Source organism: Marinobacter sp. W-8 (assembly GCF_044342215.1).
GTDB lineage: Bacteria > Pseudomonadota > Gammaproteobacteria > Pseudomonadales > Oleiphilaceae > Marinobacter > Marinobacter nauticus.
The window spans coordinates 2,395,568-2,416,803 of the sequence record NZ_CP172297.1 but is presented as its reverse complement, the minus strand read 5'-3'; the positions used below and the strand labels follow the sequence as shown (position 1 = coordinate 2,416,803).

Sequence of the window (21,236 nt, the reverse complement as noted above, 5' to 3'; positions counted from 1 at the left end):
TGTTCATTCCAATGGCTCTATCTTCTTCAGTGGCTGGTGCAGCTCGGCAAGGCGCCAGTCTGCGATAAGGTCCTGCCGGTGTTCAAAGGCCCATTCGATAACCATTGCTTTGGCTCTTTTGGGCAGTTTGCCCTCAACCATCTCCAGCGTTTCGATCAGAATGATGGCCTCGTGTTCCCCATAATAAGCGTAAAAATGGGGAGGATTATGGTCATCGTAATACATCCGTATCAGAATGCCGAAGAATTCACTGATGGTTGGCATGGGCCCTCCGTGGCTCATAAGGTGTCATATTTTGGTAGACCGATAATAACAATCTGCGGACAGGTGGGCTATTGAAGAACTACCTCCAGAAAATCCTTCAGGGCCAGGCGATTAACTACGAGGCCTTTCTGAAGAAGCTGCCGGATTCCCAGCGTCGGCGGCATCGGGAACTGTTCGCAACGGAGAAGGTTGGCGCCAATCGCTGGCAGGTAACCATTCTTGATGAAGCTGCGTTTGCGAAGTTACATCGACAGGCCGCTTCACCCGTTAGCAGAGTAGATGCGGCGAAGAAGGGCGATTCCCACCGCCACGGCACCGATGTGAGTTTTCTGCTGGTGTATCATCACGCCCTGACAGGCAACCGGCCGGATTCGGTGGTGATTACCGGAGATTCGGTGGATATCGGTTTTCGGCCAGCGCCCCGGGTGCTGGTGGTGGAGAATGAGCGAAATTTTTATTACTACCGACAGATGCTGGCCTTTGCCGGTGACTGCCTGGGCCAGACAGTTGATCTCACAAACAGCGATGTCGTGCTCGGTGGCGGCAATCGGATTACCGGTACTGCGGATTTGAACTGGCTGACCAGTTACGATGAGGTGCTCTGCGCCTTTGATTACGATGCCGGCGGCCTGCAGATGTTTTCATCGGTGCGATCGGCACTGGGCGACAAGGCCTGCTATCTGCAGCCGGCTGACTGGCAACCTTGGCTGAGCCGTTTCCGCAAAACCCCGGACTCCACCGAAAGGTTTACAAAAGCCCTGTCGCTGGCGGAAGATCTGGGGTTTGTGTCGCTGGCGCAGGCCTTCCGGGCCACCGGCAAATTCATGGAACAGGAGATGATTCTGAATGAGTGATTCACAGGCGAGCGCGAGTACGTTCACCTTCGGCATTCGCCGCCTGGTGCTGGTGGACTCCGCCGGCTTCTGTTACGTGGAAATTCCGGTAGACAACCACGGCCTGATTCTGGGGCCGGGCAACCTGGGTAAATCCAGCTTGCTGAACTCCCTGCGCCTGTTCCTGTTGCCGGAGAACAACTTCAAGAACAGCCGCAAGAAATTTGCCTTCCGCAACGCCAGCGCCGGCAGTTTCTACACCAACGAGGAAAGCTACCAGCACTATTTCCCCAGCCAGTTCAGCTTCCTGATTATGGAAGCGGAGAACCCGGCCGGCGCCCATTGTCAGATCCTGTATCGGGACAATGCCAGCCAGCTCAGCTACGGCCGGGCTTTTGTTCCGGTCAGTTATGACCAGTTGCGACCTTTGTTCTGGAGCGGCGACGATGAAGATGGCATTGGCCAGGCAGTGCCGGAGCTCTCATTCACCCGCCTGTCTGAGGCACTGAAAAAGCTCTCGAAAGAGACCAGGCTGGTCAACGACCCGGCCAAACTGAAAGCCATGCTCTACAGCAGTGAGTTGATGAACGCCGACGCGGTGCGTTATTCCGTGCTGCCCCTGGGCGAATCCGACGAGCGCCGGGTGCAGTCGCTGCGCACCCTGATCCTGCTGCTGTTCGAGATGAAGGCGGACGATCAGGCCATGGCCAACGCCGTGGCCAGCATCATCGAGGCCGACAAAAAGTTTGCCGATGATGCCTTTGACTTCAACATCGACGATTTCCTCAATCGCCACGACCAGCTCAAGCAGCAGCAAACCCAGCTCAACCGTATCGAGAAAGAGCGGCCAAGGTTTGAGAAGCTGAACCGCGACTACCAGGCCTATCAGAATCTGCTGCGCAGCCAGCACGAGTTCTCCGCCTTCCGGGACGGGGTGACCAACGCCTTGGCTGATATTGCTGCCAAACGCCGGGTAGCGCTGGAGGCGTATAACGAACAGAACGAAACCCTGCGCCACGTGCTGCAAACCCTGAAAAAACTGGAGCAGGATGCCAGCGGTTTGAAGGGCGAGATTCGCTCTGCCGATCGGCGTATCAAGCAGGCCGAACAGAGCCAGAAAGACGGTGAGCTGCTGATCTCGCAGTATGGCGACATGACCCTGCAGGAAATTGCAGAGATCCAGACCGAAGAGCTGGAAAGCAAGAAAGGCCATCTTGCTGCCCTGAAAAGCGCCGCCCAGGCGGAAATCCGACTTGAGCAGATTCAGCGCAAGAAGCAGGATCTGGAGCGCAAGCTGGAAACCCTGAAAGACCGGGAAAGCAAACAGCAGTGGCAGCTGCAGAACCAGCTGGACGAGACCACTGCTGCGCCGTTACGGGCGGTTGATCCCCGGCTGATGATAGCAAGCCCCGGCCAGGATCTGGATGCCGATAGCAAAGCCACCATTGAAGCCTTCGCTCGCCTGTTTGCGCCCAACGATCGCGGCTTTGACTGGTTTGATACTGAGTACCAGAGCCAGCCTGCCCGGCACACCAACTTTGCCGAGCAACGCCATCATATTGAAGGTGAGCTGCACGGCCTGGAAAAAGAACGCTCAGAGCTGGCCGACACCGCCAATCAGGAACACGACCGACCTCAGCTGATCGAGCGCACTGAGAAAGAAATCCGGTCTATCGAGAAAGACCTGGAAACGCTGCAGCGCCACCCGGCGGCAGCCACCACCCTAAAAGACGCCACCGAAGAAAAACAGGCCGCCGAAGAACAGCTTGCCAAACTGAACGAACAGGCCCGGCTGGAGCAGGAAAAACAGGACGCGGTTCAGGCGAAAGCCGCGAAAGCGAAAGCCGAGAAAGATCGCATTGAAGAGCGGGAGCGGGAGCTGGCGGCCCTGAGCAAGAGCGTTGGCACCGTGGAGCACCGCTTCCCGCACCTGAAGGCCGTGCAGGCGGAACAGCCGCTGGACATTGAGCGCGTATCGGCTGCCGCCTTCGACGAGCTGCAAAGCCAGCTGGACGACCTGGAAGAGCGCCGCCGCAACATTCTCGACCACCTTCGCCAGTTTGTGTACCTGGGTATCCATGAAGATACCGAAGGGGAATTGCAGAAAGACAGCCCCGCGTCGTCTGTTATCCGAAGCACCTTCAAGAGCCTTTCAGATCTGTACGCCGGCATGGCCGAGCGCTGGAGTGTTCTGGAGCAGCAGGTTGGCATCCATAACGAAACTGTGGCCAGTTATCGTCAGGCCCTGAAATCCAATCATGAGCACATCGCCCGCTTTGAGGCCCAGCTCAATCGGGAGCTGGACGGCGTTCGCATCAACGATCTGGTGGAAATCCGCGTGGATATTCACACCGATCCTAAATTCCGCAATCTGGTGGAAGAAGCCAACAACATTGACCCGTATGGCAACCAACTGCAGTCCGACGCCTTCTACGACCGCCTGCGGGTGTTCGTGGCGGACTTTTTCGGGGAGCAGGGCGGCAGCAAACGCCTGACCATGGACAAGGTAATCACTGGCATTTCCTATCGCACCCGCAAGGAGAACGCCGCCAACCTGGACAAGAAGGGCCAGTCCACCTCCACTACCGCACTGATCAACCTGGAACTGGTTTACCGCCTGCTCAAGCGGGTGCTGTACCCGGGTGTGCAGCTGTCGTTCCCCATGGTGCTCGACGAACTGGCCAGCGTGGATATCAGCCAGATGCCGTCGTTGCTGGAACGGCTGCGCAAGCAGGGATTCAACCTGTTCTCTGCCGCTACCCACAGCGCCAGCGCCGAAGTGATTTACCTGATTGGCCGGCACCTGGAGGTGGGGCAGATGCGCACCGCGCGGCCCTACAGTAAGGAACGCACTCTGGTGTTCTGGGGCGGCGCGGAAGGTTTTACTGGTGGTGAACCGCTGAGTCACTGGGCAGACCAGACCCAGAGCGGCTTGCTGGAGCCGGTGGATGAGTAAACGCTTCAGCACTCTGGACACCACCCGGCTGCTGTTTGAGCACCCGAAAATCCTGTTCAGGATGATCGAGCGCATGGACCGCAACGAAGCACGTTTCATCCGTGAAAGCGATCTGGTGGCCGAGGTGATGGACTACACCCGAGGCCTGGGCAACGCCGATCGCGAGCGGGTGCGGCTGGCCCTGAACACCGACAATCTGTTCCGCAGTGGGCTGATCATCGACATCATCAAGGCTGACGGCGAACGCCGGCTGGTATTTCAGGACGCACTGATCAATCTGATGCGGGCCTGTAACGCCTCGCTCTACCAGGAGCTTACTGACGCCCGCCTGCGCGGCCATCTGGTGACTCTTCGGGATGTGCGCAATCGCCTGGAAACCAGCAGTTTCAGTGATGCTGATCCGGATTACACCGAGCTGCGGGACGATCTGAACGAGCGGGTCAGCCAACTGATCGGCCTGTTGCGCCAGAACGTGTTGCGCATGCAGACCATCAGTGCCCAGCTGGCGGACCTGTCCGGTGATGCCAGCCGGGCGCCGGAGAAGTACCTGGAGTTCCGCCAGAATCTGTTTGAGCAGATCGTGACCCTGTACGAACGCCATATCAAACCCACGCTGGTGTTCCTGAACCCGGACACCCGACTGCCTGACGGCAGCAACCTGTTTGAAACCCTGGAAGCCATGGTGCGGCTGCTGGAAAACCACGACGACCACAGCCTGGCGGACCAGTTGTTTCGTTCCTCTATCAGCCTGAATGCTCTGTACAAGCCCATTCAGGCGGTGGCCCAGGAGGTGGAACACTTCCTGCGCAAGACCCGCCGGGGCATGGCCCAGTACAATGCCATGGAGCATTTCTACGGCAAGCTGCGTGCGCTCAAAGACGACACCGAAACCCTCAGCCTGCGCCGAAAATGGCTCGAAGGAGGCGACTTTGCCCGCAGCACCGGGTTCCTGGTGGGCCTGCGGGCACAGCAACGGCCCAAGCATTATGCCTTTGGCCAGTCGTCGAGCTACTACCAGTTGTTGTTCAGCGAACTGGAGCTGCGCCTGAGCGATCTGCGCCGCCAATCCGAAGTGCCGGTACTGCAGGAAGTGGCCGGAAGCGGCCGCGAAAGCCGGGTAGACCTTCAGCGCATCAACCAACTGTATCAATGGCTGGAAACCCTGGAATTGCGTCCCACGGCGGATCTGGTGCGGGAGCTTCACGGCCGGCTGGATGGCTTCATCCCGGGCTACCGTTTTGCGGACCTGCTGGCAGCCCTGAACCGGCTGGTCAATTCGCCGCCGGAGGGTATGCAGGTGACAACCACTAACCGTTTCCGCACCCTGGAACAGGCGCCGGACTGTGAACAGTTTGTGTACCGCAAACGACGCCTTGAAACCAATATGACTGATTCAGAACAAGAGCCAGACCATGCCTGATTTCGTGGAAACCCGGGATACAGAGAGCACCCTGAACGAGCAGGGTGCGACCAGCTTCGAGCAGATCCTGCCGGCTCACAGTGCCGCGGTCTACCGGGAGTTCCAGGCTGGTCGGGTGATTGTCCGGGATGTGTGGGACAACAACCGCTCGGAGCTTCGTGCCAACCCGCTCTACAACCTGCTGTATAACCACCTGTCTCACTTCCGTACCTTCTATGAGCATCTGGGTAGCGACCTGGTGTTCAATGAAACCGGCGCCTTTTTCTTCCTGAAAGAGAGCAGTGACGACGAAAGCGAAGAGCACGATGAAAACGCTTTCCGGGTGCAGGTGGTATTGCTTCTGATCGGTCGTTACTTTGCCCGAAGCGGCAGAGATCTGGATTATCTGGGGCGGCCGGAAGCTGGTTTAAACGAGCAGGATCTGGCGAATCTGGGGGCGGATGAGGAGTATCAGGACATCCTTCGGGCCGCCCGTTTTGAGAAAGGGTTGAGCGAAGCGCTGGATTACCTGGAAAAACGGAACCTGCTGTTTCGCTCCGGGGCAGGGCGCTATTTCCTCAGCTCCGCCGGTATTTACTTTTTAAACCAGCTGGTGCAGGAGTACGAGCAGAGCTAGCCCCCGCTCAGGCAAACGCCAGGTTGTTCCGGCCGCTGGTTTTCACGGAATACATGGCCTTGTCGGCGGTAGCCAGTAGTTGCTCAGCAGTCTGGCCGTTGTCCGGGTACAGGGCGATTCCCACCGAGGCACCAATCTGCACAGTCTGGCCCTGAATGTGAAACGGTTCATTCAGCACCTGAATCATTTTGCGAGCAATGGGTTGGGCATCGGCATCGTTGGACAATGGCCCGGTTATGATTACGAACTCATCCCCACCCCGGCGCCCCACCACATCATTGGCCCGGATACTGTGCTTGAGCCTTCTCGCGACATTCCGTAGCAGCTCATCGCCAGCCTGGTGACCCATGGTGTCGTTTACCGGTTTGAATTTGTCCAGATCCAGGAACATCAGGGCGAAGTGATGATGCTGGCGTCGTGCCTGCTCGATGGCTTGTTCCAGGTGGGTTTCCAGGGCCGTGCGATTTGGCAGGCCAGTGAGCTTGTCGAAATGTGCCAGCCGGAACATCTGCTTTTCTGCCTGTACCCGTGCGGTAATATCGCTGAAGGTCAGGATCAGTTGCTGGATCTGTCCCCGGGCATTGCGTACCGGTGAAACCGTCAGCAGGTTGGGAAACGGATCATTATCGGGCCCGGTCAGCCAGACCTCGCCTTGCCAGGCATTTTCCGCGACCAGATGCCGGTGGATCTCTTCCCGGTCTATCTCCTTGCATCTATCACTGTCGATAAATGCCAGCAGGTTAGTATTGCGAAGTGTCTTGGGTGTTGCGCCGGTAATCTCGTTGAAGGCCGGGTTAGCACGAATAACCTGTAAACCGGTGTCGCAAATCACGATGGCTTCGTGGGTGTGGTTAAAGACCTGCTGGGCCAGACGCAGCTCATCGGTAGAACGGGCAATCTGGGAGGCCTGGTTAACCAGTGCATGCACAATGGGCCTCAGTGAACGCCAGACCACCGTACCGGCCACAGCGGACAACATGAGTATCAGCACAACGCTGATAACAATGTCTTCGATAACTTCGCCGAACACACTGGAAATCCTGGAGTTCATATGGATTTCCCAGTCATACCCCTCCACCGGTCGAATGAACGCCAGTACACGGGTGCCATCTGGAAGCGAAGTCCGGAAAAAGTCGAGACCTGGTTTGTAAACGATACCTTCCCGTTCGGCCAGGCAGCCATTGGGCGTTGTCAGTTGAAACTGGTGACTGCCCTCGGCCAAGATCAGTCGCCGCGTTCGCTCGACATCCACCAGGCAAAGACTGAAGTCCGCATCCACGCGAAAAGCGGTAGTCAGTGGGGAGAGGTCGAACAGCAGAAGGTCATAGCCAACAATCTGCTCGTCCACGCGTATCGGAGCGATGGCGTGCAGTAACGGCCTCGCTTCGTTATTCGCCCCTACCGGGTAGGACTGAATATCAAGCCCGGATGGCATAGGCAGGTCAGCCGGTAGTTGATCGTTCAGGGGCCCGACGCGCACGACTTCGTCACCACTGGCATCAAATCGAATGATAGCGGCAAGGTTATCGATGCTTTTTGCGGCATCTTCAAGTCTGGGGCGAGAAAAGGTTCGCAAGACAGCGAGTGCCAGGTTTCCACTCTTGAATTCGCCCATAACCCGCGCCAGTTCAGAGCGGCTGGCTGTTTGTCGGGCCAGATCCTGATGCTGATCGAAAACCGCCCGAACGTTCTCGGCCTTGGCATCGGCCACCTGGCTCGCCGCGTCTGCGGCCTGGGTATGGATCTGATTGATCAGGGGCGTGGAGACCACCACGGCAATACTGATTCCAGTAAGAACAACTGCAACGATGGCAGTGGTGATAATGCGGCGTTTCTGCTCGAAGATATCCATAGGTGCCGTCGGACGAAAGCGAGGTGATAAAGATATGGTATCCGTTTTTTGCAATGGGTATACCCATCTAGAGTTGTTTTCTGTAACCGGTGTTGACATGTGTCAGCCTTCATGTTGGAGATTTTCCATGTAGACTGAGGTTTTTATAGCAGGAGTACTGAATGACAGAACCCGCACTGTTCCAGTCCCGGCCCAGACGGCGACTATTGTGGCTGGCGCTTTTCGCGTTGGCGGTGGCCGTTCTGGTGTCAGTAAGCTTGCAACCGCAACCGGTTGAGGAACGGCTTGTGCGCCTGCAGGCCCAGGATGAATTCGGTACAGAATCACCGCTGCTGGGCGAAGCCTTGGCTCTGCAGGCGCTCCTGCTGGATTACCGGGACGACCGCCTGCTGTTGCTGAAAGCTCAGGCCGCGTTGCAGGTATACCCCGAGTGGACCAGGTTTGTGATGGATCTGTTTGGTGAAGAACCGGAATTTCAGCAGGCCCTACGAGCCCATGGCGAGTATCTGATGCCTCCTGTGATGCATTTTTATCAGAATCCGGTCGGCTCGATTGAGATGATGAACCGGGTTGCCGGCACCGGTAAAGTCCTGACGCCGGAACAGCGTGCCTGGTATGCCGTCAACTTCGCCAATAAAGAAGGTCAGGATTTCACGGGCCAGTTCGTGGTCGGGGCCGATGGCAATAACATAGAGTGGATCTGGACGGAGCGAATTACGGAGGGTGTTACGCAGTTCTTCACCAGTGGTATCCGGACTCTGGAATCCCGGTACCGTACCGATCAGCCGATTCGCATGGAAGATGTCGGCTGGGCCGCCGTAGACGCGCTGATTATTGGCAGTGCGGTGAAATTCCTGAAAGCCGGTCGGGCGGCAGCAGGTACTGCAAGAGCCTCGAGTGTCACCGCCCGTTCCGCCGCCTATTCTTCCCGCCTCGCGCGGGCCGGGCGCATGGCTTCGGTCATGGTTAGCAACGCAAAGTGGCCCGGTGCGGTGGCTCTGGTCTATGTCGTTGTCAAACACCCCGCCTTACTGAACGACATATTCGCCGGTGCTGCCCGGGCACTGGGTGTGCCGGCCTGGATGGTGCAGATACCAGGATGGTTCCTGGTACTGCTGCCACTGCTGTTGCTTACGCGCTGGCTACTGGCCACCGTGCTCTGGTTGCTACCAATAACGTGGCTCCGGGGGCGGAGGCTCAGATAGTGCGCACTAACTGGACGTTCCGGTTTTTCAGAACGGTGGTGGCCTCCTTGAGTTGCTCAGAACTGCAGGCATGCACGGTCAGTACATACTTGCCCTCCTTCAGAGCCGACTGCGCTTTGGCAACATAAGGTGTGTGGTCAGGCCGTAGAGTAACGCCCCCTGCCAAAAGCAGGCCAAGTATCAGGCCGAGCGCCGCAAGAACGGCTGCGGCAACCACGCCATTCTGGGCAATAAACCCCACGCCGACAGCACTCAGTATCAGGAACACAATAAAGCCTGCGACTGCACCGCCGATACCGAGCCAGAGATGCGAACGCACCAGCGTTTGCCATATGCCCTGGTTCTCTGGCTCCAGCTCTTCACCCGGGTGTTGGTCCTGGGGGCTTACAACAATGACTTGCTCGTGATCCAGACTGGTTTCCTGCGACAGCACCCGTGCAACGCCGTTGGCATCGGTTTCTGTCTCGAATATTGCGGCTACTTTATGGGCTTCCTGTTCACCGGTAATACTCACTGAGGGTTTCATGGAAAGACCTCCTGAGTGTTTCGCCGAGGACCAGATCCTCGTTAAAACAAAGCGGCTTCAACTGTAACCCTAGTACACCTGAACCTGTATTTCGAATGACCGTATGGCAACAAAACGGTCGGGAATCGCCCGCCATCCCCCAAATTACCAGGCCAGCCAGATTGTGTGACGGGCGCCTTTACCCGGACGCAGGGCTCTCACAACAACGGGTTCCACCGAAAAGCCAGCGCGCCGCAAGCGTTCGGTAAAGGCCTGTTCCGGACCGGCCGACCAGTAGGCGAGAATGCCGTCGTTGCTCAGGGATTTCTGGGCGGCGGCGATGCCTTCCGGAGAGTAGATCCAGTTGTTTTCTTTACGGGTAAGGCCTTCCGGACCGTTATCCACATCCAGCAAGATGGCGTCCCAGTTGCCATCGCCCTGCCGCAAAAGTTCTGCCACATCGCCAATGTGAACGGCGGCCCGGGGATCGTCCAGAGGGTAGCCGGCGGCTGCGCCCAATGGTCCGCGATTCCAGGTTTCTACCTCGGGAACCAGCTCTGCCACCGTCACCTGAGCCTGATCGCCTGTAGCCGAAAGCGCTGCCGCCAGGGTAAAGCCCATACCCAGCCCGCCAATCAGAATCCGTGGCGCGGGCAGATGGCTCAGGCGTTCACAGGCGAGGGTGGCGAGTGCATCCTCCGAACCATGTAAGCGGCTGTTCATCAGTTCACCCGGGGCGCCGGCAATCTTGATGGAAAACTCGTCATTACGTTGCAGCAGTCGCAAGCAGGTGCCGTTGCCGGGGATGGTTGCGGTGCCAATTTCGTTAAAGCGGGCCATGGTTGGTTTCCGGTAGTGTGGGCAGGCGGGCATTCTAACCTGTTGATACAGCCTTCGGCGAAAACCGTATCAATCAGTTGCTGCTAAACTGCAGCAATCAATCCGTCCGGCGCAAAGCCCGCCGAATAGTAATGACGGAACCGAAACAGTTGGAGGCAGACTTGGAACGAATGCAAAAGGTAGTCCTGGTGACAGGAGGCGCGAAGGGAATTGGCCGAGGCATAGTGCTGCACCTGGCGGCGGCGGGCTGGAAAGTGGCAGTCTGTGATACTGACGAAGCCGTAGGTGAACAGTTGGTTGCCAACGCAGAGGGTGAAGTCGTGTTTCTGGCAGGCGACGTTGCCAGCGAAGCGGATGTTGAGAATATCATTTCCCAAACGGTGCACTGGGGTGGTGGCCTGAATGCCGTTATTAACAACGCTGGCATTGCGGACCCTCATACCGGCCCGATAGAACAACTGGGCCTTGAACAGTGGCAGCGTCGAATGGATGTCAATCTGACCGGGCCGTTTCTGGTGAGCAAACATGCGATACCGTATCTCCGGAAGGCGAGGGGCGTGATTGTGAATATGGCCTCCACACGGGCCCTGCAATCAGAGCCGGATACTGAAGCCTACGCCGCCACCAAGGGCGGCCTTGTGGCACTGACCCATGCGTTGGCCATTAGCCTGGGACCAGAAATACGGGTGAACTGTATCAGCCCGGGCTGGATAGATACCCGTGACTGGCAGGGCAGCGAGCAGGCTGTCGAGCCTCTGTCAGAAGCGGATCACCAGCAGCATCCGGCCGGTCGCGTTGGCAGGCCCGAAGACATCGCTTCACTGGTGGCTTACCTTATTTCCTCCGAGGCTGGCTTCGTCACCGGGCAGAATTTTGTGGTGGACGGAGGCATGACGCGCAAGATGATTTACCATGAATGAAAACCTGATTATGGGGGAGATCATGAAACTGGTTGGATCTACCACGTCGCCCTACGTACGCCGCATTCGGCTCCTGCTGAGCGATGAACCATACGAGTTCATCAATCTCGATATTTATGGTGAAGGCCGTGATGAGCTGCGGCGTACTAATCCCACCCTGAAAATCCCGGTACTGATTGATGGCGATCAGGAGCTCTATGACTCACGGGTGATCGCCCGTTATCTTGGTCAGAAGCTTGGGCTTGACGCCCTCACCTGGGACCAGGAGAACCAGTTAACGCTGATTGATGGCGCCAACGATTCTGCGGTAACCATGCTGCTTTCTGAGAGGTCCGGAATCGATACCAGCCAGGATGCAATGTTCTATAACCTTCAGCGCGAACGCATCATGACAACGCTGCGAACCCTGTCCGCCATGGTGGAAGCGGGGCAGTTTGAACAGTGGAACTATCCTGCCATCTGTCTCTATTGTCTGGTGGACTGGCTGGATTTCCGTGACCTGGTGGATTTTTCCGGGGTCGATAGCCTGTTGGCTTTCCGGGATGCTCACGCAGACAACTCGTGGGTTTCGGTAACCGATCCGCGCAAATAAGGTTCCTCCACGCCCGGCACTTAATCTGTGTTTTTCGCCCCTCCGTCAAAGCCATTCTGCATAGGCGAGGGGCTCGGGCATCAAGTAAGCGTTTCAGCAACTGGTCGTATTATGCGCTAGGGTAGGTGGTGACTCTTCGCATGCTTCGGCAGATAAGGAGGAACGCTTTGAGTAACTTTCTATCGCTATGGAATGAAGCGGCAACCACGAGCCTGGGCTTTTTCTGGATGGCGCTTTGGGCATTTATTCTGGGTTACGTCATAAGCAGTCTGATTCAGGTTCTGGTTACCCGCAGGAAGATGCAGCAGGCCATGGGGGAGGATGGACTGCGCAGTATCGCGCTCGGCACGTTTTTTGGTTTCATTTCCAGTTCTTGCAGCTTCTCCGCACTCGCCACCACCCGTGCAATCTTCAATAAGGGCGCCGGTCTGGCGCCGTCTCTGGCGTTTATGCTGGCCTCCACAAATCTGGTGATTGAGCTCGGTATCGTGATCGCGGTTTTTCTGGGTTGGCAATTTGTGGTTGGCGAGTATGTGGGTGGTGTACTCCTGATTCTTGTAACCTGGCTGCTGATCCGACTTACCCGGCCGCGCCGGCTTGAAGCACAGGCTCGCCGAAAGATGGATAACGGCGACGGGGACGACGGCAGCTCTGACAAAAGCTGGAAGGAAAAAATAACCAGTAAGGAAGGATGGCAGGCGATCGCCCAGACCTATGTGATGGAGTGGCAAATGGTCTGGAAAGATGTCCTTATTGGCTTCACCGTAGCCGGTATCATCTCCGCCATGGTGCCTCAGAGTTTCTTTGAAGCTCTCTTTATCGGCGCCGGTGGCGAGAACGCGGCCAACCCTGGCTTCCTCGCTGTACTATCGCAGACACTGGTTGGGCCAATTGCAGCCTTTTTCACCTTCATCGGTTCCATGGGGAATATTCCTCTCGCGGCCGTGTTGTTTGCTCAGGGAGTGAGTTTTGCGGGCGTCATGGCCTTTATCTTTTCCGATCTGGTTGTGCTGCCAGTGCTCAGAATCAACGCCTCCTATTATGGCTGGAAGATGGCGCTGTACATCCTCGCACTGATGCTGGTCGGCATTGTGACTGTGTCATTGCTGATGCACTACAGCCTGGCCCTGCTGGGTATGTTGCCGGACTTCAGCGGCCAGACCTCAATGGGAGAGCGGGAGTTCTTCAAGTGGAATTACCAGGCTGTCTTGAACATCCTGTTTCTGACCGCCACAGCGATACTGCTATGGTTCTGGCGACAAGGGCAGAAGCAGCATTCACATGACCACCACCATCATGATCACGATCATGGCGGATCTTCGCTGACAGATAAGGTGCTGAGTGTTCTGGTAGTGGTTGCGCTGCTATGGCTCGCGGGCGGTGTTGTGGTGCCATTGTTCTGACGGGGCCATTCGGTGGCTGCCTTTATGGTACCCCCGGCAGGACTCGCATAGCGTTTTAACTTGTTGAAAGTATTTGTTTAAAATAGAAATGCGGATATTTGTACCCCCACATGTGAGGCTGAGTAGCCAGTATTCATGCCTCGCTGTGAGAAAAGCATTAGCAAGCTATATATTTGTTAGGTTTGTAACGCTTTATTCACTCGATCGAGAATGTTATCCCAGCTTTCTCCAGGCATTGCTATGTCGATATGCGGATGCAAATCTTGATGACGCAAATGCAGCTCTCTCCTTGAAAGCCCTTCGTTTCGAAGTATTTGGCTCAAAGCTGCCTGCTCGAGAGAGTTGAAGCCTTGTTTTAGGCAATACCTTAGTTGTGCTTGAGCAGGTGGGGCTAGAGACTCTATCCCAGCTTCGGATAGTCGACGCTCATGAAGTAGAGCGGGGAAGCCGAACAGAAATGAAAGCTCGGGTATTATTCGTACAACAAAGCGTCTCGCACCAACACACTTTTTGATCCTTCGTGGATCACCAATCAGAATAAGCTCGAGCTCAGAAAGAGGTGCTCCTTTCATCCAAGCCCTAACCAGCTTTCTAAGAATTGGAATTGCGAACTTTGCGCTCTCTCCACTTGAGTTAAATTCGGAGTATTTGCGGCCTAATAGCTCCGATAGAGAGTTAGCTCTGAAAACATGCTCAAGCATGTCGGGGTTCTCTTCTAACCAATCAAAAAACCACTTGCGCCAAGCTGGTATGGTTGGCGCTATTCTGTATTGGTTGGAATCAAGGGAGGAAATTAGTCGAGTAACCAAATCTGTAGAAAGGCCGAGACTGGCCGCCAATTGTTGAGAAAGCGCATCTACCTCTTTATCTGAAGATTGCTCGTTGAAAAATCTGACGCTGGCCGCAACTCGTTCATCAAGCCATTTTTCGTCATTTCGTTTTCTTGCTTTGTGTGCAGCCAGAGAACGGCGTATCGCTTGGGATAGAGAGTTACCTCGGGCTTCTTGATTTTCACCCTGTGCTAGCCGGGCGATTGTGTATTGATCAATTTTTGTCGTGTTCTGTCCGGATTGAACTCGGTCAAGAATTCTTGTCAGCGGGTCATCGATTACAAGGCATTGATCTGACTGACCGAAAATTTCTCTGAGAGAACCCCAATGATGCCCGATTTTGCCATCGCCAAGATCGATCCCTACCACTTTTCCAGGAATAACTAATACAATTCCGCTGGCGCTTTCGCCGGCACGCCCTGCACGGCCGGCTGCATTCAAGAGTTCTTGGGCCTCAAGGATCTCTCTTCGCTCTGTGGCAGAATCAAATCGGCTATCCTCTGCAATGATTACCAACTCACTCGGGAGATTCATTCCTTGGGCGAGAGTCGAAGTTGCAGTGAGAGCTTTTATGCCATCGGGGCGCTTGTAAAGTGACTCGCACAGAGAGCGCTCCTCGGGCAATAGCAGTCCATGGTGAACCAGCGCCGAGTCGGATACCAAACCATCCTGCACTTGAACGTACATGCGCGAATTCCCACCAAGCTCTAGTGTCGATATGTCCGCCCAGCGACGCTCTGTTGGAGTCAGTCTTACTGGTGGTTGCTTTAATCGATGAGAAATCTTTTTGGCTGCACTGGCGGCGTTCGTAATTGTTTGAAAGAAGACGAGGGTCCGCATTCCATTATTTACAGCTGCGTTCGTAATTGACGAGGAAACGACCCCTGAATTTGGTGTTATTTTCCAGTAAGTGTTAGCACCCAGTTCTATTTCATCACCCAATAAAGGAATAAGCGAATAGTCTTGGGATTTAGTCGTATTCCAGGTCTGCTTTAGGCCAAACAGCGCGTAGGGTTTTATTTTTAAATTACGTTTTACCCTAGCTGAAGGTGCTCTAGTCGTGCCTTCGCGCCTAGACTTTCTGAGTAGGTTATTCAGCTCATTTACGTCTTGCTGTTGATAGACAACTGACCCACGTAACTGACGCGTTGGCTTCCAAGATAGAGACAGAGAAAGACATGGCTTAGCAGTTAATTCAGAAATCCACTCGGCCAATTCATCAGTGTTTTTCATCATTGCTGATAAAAGCAATAGATCCAGATCTGTAGCGATCAAGGGTAAGTTGATGAGGCAGAGCATCGAGTCAATGGCTCTACGATCATTCGGATTATCGTTCGGATGTAAAAGGTGACATTCATCGAATACCAATAGACCAATATTTTCAAAGACATCAGGTTCAATGCTTAGCTGAGCTAGGCATGCCTCCGGAGTCATGACAAATATTTCTGCTACCCCAAATTCTCCGAACCCAAATCCGAAGAGGTCTTGACGCTCTCCTTGAACTGAGGTGTTTGAGAATGAATTTTTCAAGCTATTTACCGTTTGCTGGACCAGTGCATGAGTGGGGCAAAGAAAAATCACACTGCGGTCTTGGAGCAATGTTACTCGAATTTTTAGCTCTGCAAGCGTCGATTTTCCCGCTCCTGTGGGAAAACCAATCACGGATGAGGTTCCAGGGTTGAGGTATCCCTTTTCGATAGCGTCTTGATGGTTTTGCCAAAGGTAGGGGCGAGACTTGGCAGTGAACTGCATACTGTCAAGCCATTCAACAGGATTGATGCTTGGAGGTGTAGATACGTTTGTTACTGCGCTATTGAAAAGGTCACGGGAAACCGAGATTAACAGCGAGGCGAGGTGATGAGGTCCAGAAAATGAGCTCGTGGGTGTGGCATTACCAAAATCGGGGAAGTCCACGCTATCTCCAAGGCTCATATCCCTTACGGCAATGAAAGAGTCCAGAGAAGTTCCATTTTCTTCATCCTGCCATCCTGAAAGAATTTCTGACGCGAGTTTTCGAACACCTTGGAGCAGATTAAAGTAAAGTGCTTTTACAGCGTAATCTGAGAGGTCTTCAAAAAGTGTTTCTTCAATTGAAGGTAACTCCCGATTTAACAACTTTTGGAGATCGCCGTTCGCTAAATCACAGATGCTACTTATGAGTGAGAGTGCGACCGGGTCAAGCCCCCGTAGGTCTAGAGAACGAGCAATTTCTGATGCGTCTGCTGTTGCCTCGGCGATTAAAAAAAGTAGGACAGCGGCAACGTCGCTAGAGATCGAGAAGGGCCCTATTGATGATTTTGGTATTCGTTGTTGGAGTAAATAGTCGGCATTAAAACGAAGCTGATGGGCTGTTGCTGCGACAAATGCTGCGGAACGTCGATCTGCTCGTTCCGGTAAAGCTGAAACCAACGCCTCATTCGTGAAAGCTAATCGTCTAATTGGGGATATGATTTCATTGAGACTGTCCAACGAGTCATCATTCAGTTCTCTCATTCTCACTCGGGCTGCGGCTATCTGCGCGAATGCATTGGTCAGAAACTCTGGTAGCGCGTTTCGATCAAGTCCATCTAGGTCTGGCGTATTGCGAATCAAATTGGCCGAGTCTTGATCAAACATGGGTCACATCCATGTCGTTGACAACTTTAATTGCTTTTTGTGCAAGACTTTCCATCCATGCTCTCAATTCGGGCTTGAAGAAGGTCTCGGCTCCTCTGCGATCAACGTTCCCGTTCGGTATTTTTTTGTCATACCCTCCAAATAGTGCCTTTCTCCCTGCTTCACTGTTGTGTTCATCGTCCACTGTTACAGAGACACAATATGACCGAGACTGATTCCACAAAATCGCTGCTACAGCCTCATCAGCATCGATACTTCCGTTTCTAGCAAGAATTGTGGTGACTTCTGCGACTAACTCGTTATCTCGCTCCCCAGATTCGAGAGATACAAATTCAGGCCACACTTGGCTAGTGATCTTATTTCTAGGGTTTTCAGTGGCTTTTTGTTCACAAATTATCACTGAAGACACGGAAGTGAGATCTTCATTCACCCTAAGCTCTAATCCGTCGAAACCTTTATGAGCGTGAATCATGTGTGGCGAAGATTTTAAAGTTTGAGAACGATGGAGGTGGGCGGCGATCCAAGTAAGTACTTGGAAAAGCCATCCATCTCTGTGGTATGGCTTCTCTAGATCTTTTGCTGTCAAAAGGCGGATCGCTCCCTCTTTCGCTGTCTCTGGAGGAGGAGGAAGAATAGAGCTCAATGAGCTAATAATTTTCGTTGCGTGCCGAGATTGGCCTAGAGCTACTCGAGCAACAAGCCCGGCAACCTCGTCCTCATCAGTAATTGTCCAATCTACACCTGACCAGATATTTGCATCTGAAATACTTGTAAAGCGAATCATTGAAGGCCGTCACCAAGTCCCTGATATTAGAACGAATCAGTACTACGCTTCACATCCTATGCTTCTCTTCGCAAGAAATCATCTTCTATGGCAAGTGTCCGGCAGCCAAGAGCTTCGAATCGAAAAAATCTCAAACCTATATCACCTCTGTGAACCAAGGCACCAACGGTGCCTACTCTCCTAATTCACAGAGGTAACTCCAATGTCCGAACAATGCCCCCGTTGCCAGTCCACCCGGATTGGCAATAAAAATTACGGCAAGAGAGCCGCTGGCGTAGTGGGTGCGTCTGCCGGCACTTACGGCGGCTATGCCGCTGCCACCGCTGGTGCCAGGGCAGGTGCTGCCTTCGGGATCGTGGCTGGCCCCGTGGGTTCTACGGTTGGTGGTATCGGTGGTGCGGTAGTAGGCGCACTGCTTGGCGGCGCTACCGGAGTGTCAGCCGGCGTCATCCTGGGCGATATCCTGGATGAGAGCGTTCTGGACAACCATCGTTGTCTTGATTGCGGCTATTCCTTCAGCACCGACCCTCGCTCCCGCAGCGAATCCCGTTAATCCCCTCGCGAATCCCATAGGAGAATCTTCATGGCTCATCTCATCGAGCAAATGGCCTATGTAGGCCAAACCCCTTGGCACGGACTGGGGAATGAACTCACTTCTAATGAGCCCCTGGAAGTGTGGGCGAAACAGGCTGGTCTGGACTGGCAGATTGAAGAAAGCCCAGTGCGTTACGTGACCAATGCTTCCGGAACCCTGGGGCAGATCCTTTCCTATCCGGATAGCAAGGTGCTGTACCGGTCGGATACTAAGGCCCCGCTGTCTGTTGTTGGCAACCGATTTAAGGTGGTCCAGCCAGAGGAGATCCTGGAGTTCTATCAGGATCTGACCGAAGTATCGGGCTTCGAGCTGGAAACCGCTGGTGTGCTTAAGGGTGGCCGTAAGATGTGGGCGCTGGCCCGTACTGGCCAGACCGGCGTGCTCAGGGGCAACGACCAAACCAACGCCTACGTGCTGTTGGCCACCGCGTGCGACGGCACCATGGCCACTACCGCGCAGTTCACCAGCATCCGTGTGGTGTGTAACAACACGCTCGCCGTGGCCTTGAAGGATTCTACTGCTACGGCGGCAGTCAAGGTGAAGCACAACACGGCATTTGACGCGGAACTGGTGAAGAAGCAGTTGGGCATATCCGTTTCGGCCTGGGATGACTTCATGTATCGGCTGAAGCTCCTGAGCGAGCGGAAAGTGCGGAGCACCGAAGCCAGGAACTACTTTCTAAAGCTATTCACGGATGAATCCCGGACTGGTATCGGTAAGACCAACGAGCGCTCCATGGCCAAAGCCCTGGCTTTGTACGAAGGGGAGGGGATGGGTGCAACCCTGGCCTCGTCAGACGGCACCGCCTATGGCCTGCTGAACGCTGTGACCGAGTTCATCGACCACCAGCGTCGTGCCAAGACTGTTGACCACCGGCTGGATTCAGCCTGGTTCGGAAACGGCGCTTCCATTAAGAACCGAGCTTTGGAACGGGCCATATCCCTCGTGGCATAACCGGCTTCCCGAAAACCAAAACCCCTCATAAAGCCCACCGGAGCCCCGAGCTCTGGTGGGCTTTTTTACGTCTGGAGGAAACACCATGGGCATGAACGCAAAACCAATCGAGAAACAACGACCAGCCTTGCGGTTGGTCTCTACCAAGGGCCTGAGTCGGGATGAATGGCTGAGAGTCCGCAAGCAAGGCATCGGAAGCAGTGATGCAGCCGCAGCGGTTGGAATGAACCCGTACCAGTCTCAGCTGGAACTCTGGATGGTCAAGACTGGTCGGGACGCCGGCCTGCCTAAACCGGATTCTGACGACCCCAGTTCGCCCGTGTACTGGGGCCATATCCTCGAACCGATTGTCGCCGATCAGTACAGCCAGCAAACCGGCAGGAAAGTGCGCCGGGTGAATGCCGTGCTTCAGCATCCTGATCCGGACAAGCACTGGATGTTGGCCAACCTGGACTATTCCGTTGTGGCCGATGAAGAGGTGCAAATTCTCGAGTGCAAAACGGCAGGGGAGTTCGGTTCACGTTTGTGGAAAGAGGGCGTGCCGGACTACATCCAATGCCAGGTTCAGCACCAACTGGCTGTTACCGGCAAGCAGGCAGCAGATGTTTGTGTTCTGTTGTGTGGCCAGGAACTGAAAATTCACCGCGTCGAGCGGAACGAGGAGCTCATCGAGGCGCTTTACGTGCTGGAGCAACAGTTCTGGGACTTCGTGGAGACGGACACGCCACCGCCAACGGACGGTACTGAGTCTGCTGAGCGGGCGTTGCGAAGTCTCTACCCCCGGGACACAGGGCAAACCATCGATCTGACCCCGAGTAAAGATTTGTCCGATGCTTTCGATGAGCTGTTGGCGGTCAGGGCACAGATAGAAACGCTGGGCGCCACCGAATCTCACTTGAAGCAGCGCATCCAGTCTCAGATGGGTGAAGCGTCCAGGGCGATCTTCCCGAGTGGTTGCGTTACCTGGAAGCGCAGCAAGGATTCCGTTGGTCTGGATGTGAAGAAGCTACTAAATGACCAGCCGGAGCTGCTGGACATGTACCCGCTTACTAAATCAGGAAGCCGTCGATTCCTCGTTCAAGCATGAACACGCCATTGGCCATGGGGGAGTTCCCCGTGGCACTTTTCCTTAGGAGAACCAGCATGATTAAAGGTCTAGCCATCACGCCTCCGATATTGGGGCGTATCAGTATTGGTCGGGTGGTCGAGAAGAACGGCATCCGGCTGCCACAAAAGGACGACCAGTTCACCATCACCTCCCAGGTTCAGGAGCGGAGCGGGTGGAAGCTGCACCCCATGGACGAAGAACTGAGAAAGGACGCACCCAATGGGAAGCTGCGGACTATTCCGGTACGGATGCTGTTCAATGACGCCGACCTGAACCTGCGGGCTGAATACACCATGTTCGACCGTAAGAGCGGACGTCCTATGTGTGTGGGTGACGGCGAAAGCTGCAAGCGCCTGACGCAGTCAGGAGTCCAGTCTTTGCCATGCCCTGGGCCGACGCTCTGTGAGTTTGGCAAAGGTGGCCTGTGCAAGCCCTATGGCCGCCTGAACGTGAAGCTTGGCGACGACGATGACTTGGGCACTTTCATCTTCCGGACGACCGGCTACAACAGTATCCGAACCCTTGCGGCCCGACTGAGTTACTACCAGGCGGTCTCTGGGGGGCTGCTGACGTACATGCCGTTGGAACTAAAGCTTCGGGGAAAGAGTACGACCCAAAGCCATCAAGCGCCGATTTATTATGTAGATTTGGTGCTCGGGAAAGATATATCGCTGCGGGAAGCAGTGGCCGAGGCACGGGAACACGCCAGGCAGTTAAAAGATGAGGGTGTTGACCAGGCTGCTCTGGATGCTGCAGCAGCGAAGGGGGTTAGTAATGCACTGTTTGAGTGGGGCGAGGATGAGATGAGTCAGGTGGTTGAGGAGTTTTATCCTGTTTCAACGGAGAATAGCACGCTGGATAAGACTTCTCTCCTCCCAAAGTTCCGCCGTGATCTAAAGCCGGTTAGGTTAGCCAGCGAGTAGATAGAGGCGAGTGGCAGATT

General features: G+C 54.9%; 18 protein-coding genes. 12 read left to right on the top strand and 6 right to left on the bottom strand.

The window, feature by feature from the left end; all coding sequences use genetic code 11:
* Positions 1–3: 3 nt before the first annotated feature.
* A complete protein-coding gene (locus tag ACF8YQ_RS11235) occupies positions 4–264 on the bottom strand; it encodes a DUF4160 domain-containing protein (RefSeq protein WP_396621421.1) in 261 nt (86 codons plus the stop codon).
* Positions 265–335: 71 nt separating this feature from the next.
* Here ACF8YQ_RS11235 and ACF8YQ_RS11230 point away from each other — a divergent pair, with 71 nt between their 5' ends.
* Genes ACF8YQ_RS11230 through ACF8YQ_RS11215 form a run of 4 tightly spaced genes read left to right on the top strand, consistent with a single transcriptional unit; the run spans position 336 to position 6,089 of the window.
* Positions 336–1,118: a Wadjet anti-phage system protein JetD domain-containing protein gene (locus ACF8YQ_RS11230; protein ID WP_396621420.1), complete on the top strand. Its 783-nt coding sequence runs from the start codon at positions 336–338 to the stop codon at positions 1,116–1,118.
* Positions 1,111–4,053 carry a hypothetical protein gene (locus ACF8YQ_RS11225; protein WP_396621419.1) on the top strand — a complete coding sequence of 981 codons (2,943 nt, stop codon included), beginning with the start codon at positions 1,111–1,113 and terminating at the stop codon, positions 4,051–4,053. Before ACF8YQ_RS11230 ends, ACF8YQ_RS11225 begins: the two co-directional genes overlap by 8 nt.
* Positions 4,046–5,473 (top strand): hypothetical protein, encoded by a 1,428-nt coding sequence (locus ACF8YQ_RS11220; protein WP_396621418.1) that lies wholly within the window; start codon positions 4,046–4,048, stop codon positions 5,471–5,473. Before ACF8YQ_RS11225 ends, ACF8YQ_RS11220 begins: the two co-directional genes overlap by 8 nt.
* Positions 5,466–6,089, top strand: a complete 624-nt coding sequence (locus ACF8YQ_RS11215; RefSeq protein ID WP_396621417.1) for a condensin complex protein MksE — start codon at positions 5,466–5,468, stop codon at positions 6,087–6,089. Before ACF8YQ_RS11220 ends, ACF8YQ_RS11215 begins: the two co-directional genes overlap by 8 nt.
* Before the next feature lie 7 nt (positions 6,090–6,096).
* Here the strand turns inward: ACF8YQ_RS11215 and ACF8YQ_RS11210 are convergent, their stop codons facing one another.
* Positions 6,097–7,941 carry a diguanylate cyclase domain-containing protein gene (locus tag ACF8YQ_RS11210; RefSeq protein WP_396621416.1) on the bottom strand — a complete coding sequence of 615 codons (1,845 nt, stop codon included), beginning with the start codon at positions 7,939–7,941 and terminating at the stop codon, positions 6,097–6,099.
* 161 nt (positions 7,942–8,102) lie between these two features.
* On the opposite strand from ACF8YQ_RS11210, the gene ACF8YQ_RS11205 reads away from it, so the two are divergent.
* Positions 8,103–9,146, top strand: coding sequence for a hypothetical protein (locus ACF8YQ_RS11205; protein ID WP_396621415.1), 1,044 nt, complete (start codon positions 8,103–8,105; stop codon positions 9,144–9,146).
* Here the strand turns inward: ACF8YQ_RS11205 and ACF8YQ_RS11200 are convergent.
* Together ACF8YQ_RS11200 and ACF8YQ_RS11195 are read right to left on the bottom strand one after the other, a co-directional pair.
* Positions 9,139–9,672 carry a hypothetical protein gene (locus ACF8YQ_RS11200; RefSeq protein ID WP_394133431.1) on the bottom strand — a complete coding sequence of 178 codons (534 nt, stop codon included), beginning with the start codon at positions 9,670–9,672 and terminating at the stop codon, positions 9,139–9,141. The two genes, ACF8YQ_RS11205 and ACF8YQ_RS11200, sit on opposite strands and share 8 nt — an antisense overlap.
* Positions 9,673–9,816: 144 nt before the next feature.
* Positions 9,817–10,491, bottom strand: coding sequence for a spermidine synthase (locus ACF8YQ_RS11195; RefSeq protein ID WP_219194457.1), 675 nt, complete (start codon positions 10,489–10,491; stop codon positions 9,817–9,819).
* 131 nt (positions 10,492–10,622) lie between these two features.
* Here ACF8YQ_RS11195 and ACF8YQ_RS11190 point away from each other — a divergent pair, with 131 nt between their 5' ends.
* The 3 genes from ACF8YQ_RS11190 (at position 10,623) to ACF8YQ_RS11180 (ending at position 13,406) form a co-directional block, all read left to right on the top strand.
* A complete protein-coding gene (locus ACF8YQ_RS11190) occupies positions 10,623–11,411 on the top strand; it encodes an SDR family oxidoreductase (RefSeq protein ID WP_396621414.1) in 789 nt (262 codons plus the stop codon).
* Positions 11,412–11,433: 22 nt separating this feature from the next.
* The gene (locus tag ACF8YQ_RS11185) at positions 11,434–12,003 is read left to right on the top strand and encodes a glutathione S-transferase family protein (protein WP_396623295.1); all 570 of its coding nucleotides are present in this window, start codon (positions 11,434–11,436) and stop codon (positions 12,001–12,003) included.
* Positions 12,004–12,170: 167 nt separating this feature from the next.
* Complete coding sequence (locus ACF8YQ_RS11180; protein WP_396621413.1) at positions 12,171–13,406, top strand: permease; 1,236 nt, start codon at positions 12,171–12,173, stop codon at positions 13,404–13,406.
* A gap of 176 nt (positions 13,407–13,582) precedes the next feature.
* Here the strand turns inward: ACF8YQ_RS11180 and ACF8YQ_RS11175 are convergent, their stop codons facing one another.
* Both ACF8YQ_RS11175 and ACF8YQ_RS11170 read right to left on the bottom strand, forming a co-directional pair.
* Entirely contained in the window at positions 13,583–16,852 is a 3,270-nt protein-coding gene (locus ACF8YQ_RS11175; protein WP_396621412.1) for a DEAD/DEAH box helicase, read from the bottom strand.
* Positions 16,845–17,636 (bottom strand): hypothetical protein, encoded by a 792-nt coding sequence (locus ACF8YQ_RS11170; RefSeq protein ID WP_396621411.1) that lies wholly within the window; start codon positions 17,634–17,636, stop codon positions 16,845–16,847. The genes ACF8YQ_RS11175 and ACF8YQ_RS11170 overlap by 8 nt, the downstream gene beginning before the upstream one ends.
* A gap of 202 nt (positions 17,637–17,838) precedes the next feature.
* Here ACF8YQ_RS11170 and ACF8YQ_RS11165 point away from each other — a divergent pair, with 202 nt between their 5' ends.
* The 4 genes from ACF8YQ_RS11165 to ACF8YQ_RS11150 all read left to right on the top strand — a co-directional run bounded on the left by ACF8YQ_RS11165 (position 17,839) and on the right by ACF8YQ_RS11150 (position 21,216).
* Entirely contained in the window at positions 17,839–18,189 is a 351-nt protein-coding gene (locus tag ACF8YQ_RS11165) for a hypothetical protein (RefSeq protein WP_396621410.1), read from the top strand.
* A gap of 30 nt (positions 18,190–18,219) precedes the next feature.
* The gene (locus ACF8YQ_RS11160; RefSeq protein WP_396621409.1) at positions 18,220–19,185 is read left to right on the top strand and encodes a DUF932 domain-containing protein; all 966 of its coding nucleotides are present in this window, start codon (positions 18,220–18,222) and stop codon (positions 19,183–19,185) included.
* A gap of 85 nt (positions 19,186–19,270) precedes the next feature.
* Positions 19,271–20,272, top strand: coding sequence for a YqaJ viral recombinase family protein (locus ACF8YQ_RS11155; protein WP_396621408.1), 1,002 nt, complete (start codon positions 19,271–19,273; stop codon positions 20,270–20,272).
* 56 nt (positions 20,273–20,328) lie between these two features.
* Positions 20,329–21,216: a hydrolase or metal-binding protein gene (locus tag ACF8YQ_RS11150; protein WP_396621407.1), complete on the top strand. Its 888-nt coding sequence runs from the start codon at positions 20,329–20,331 to the stop codon at positions 21,214–21,216.
* The last annotated feature ends 20 nt before the right edge of the window (positions 21,217–21,236 follow it).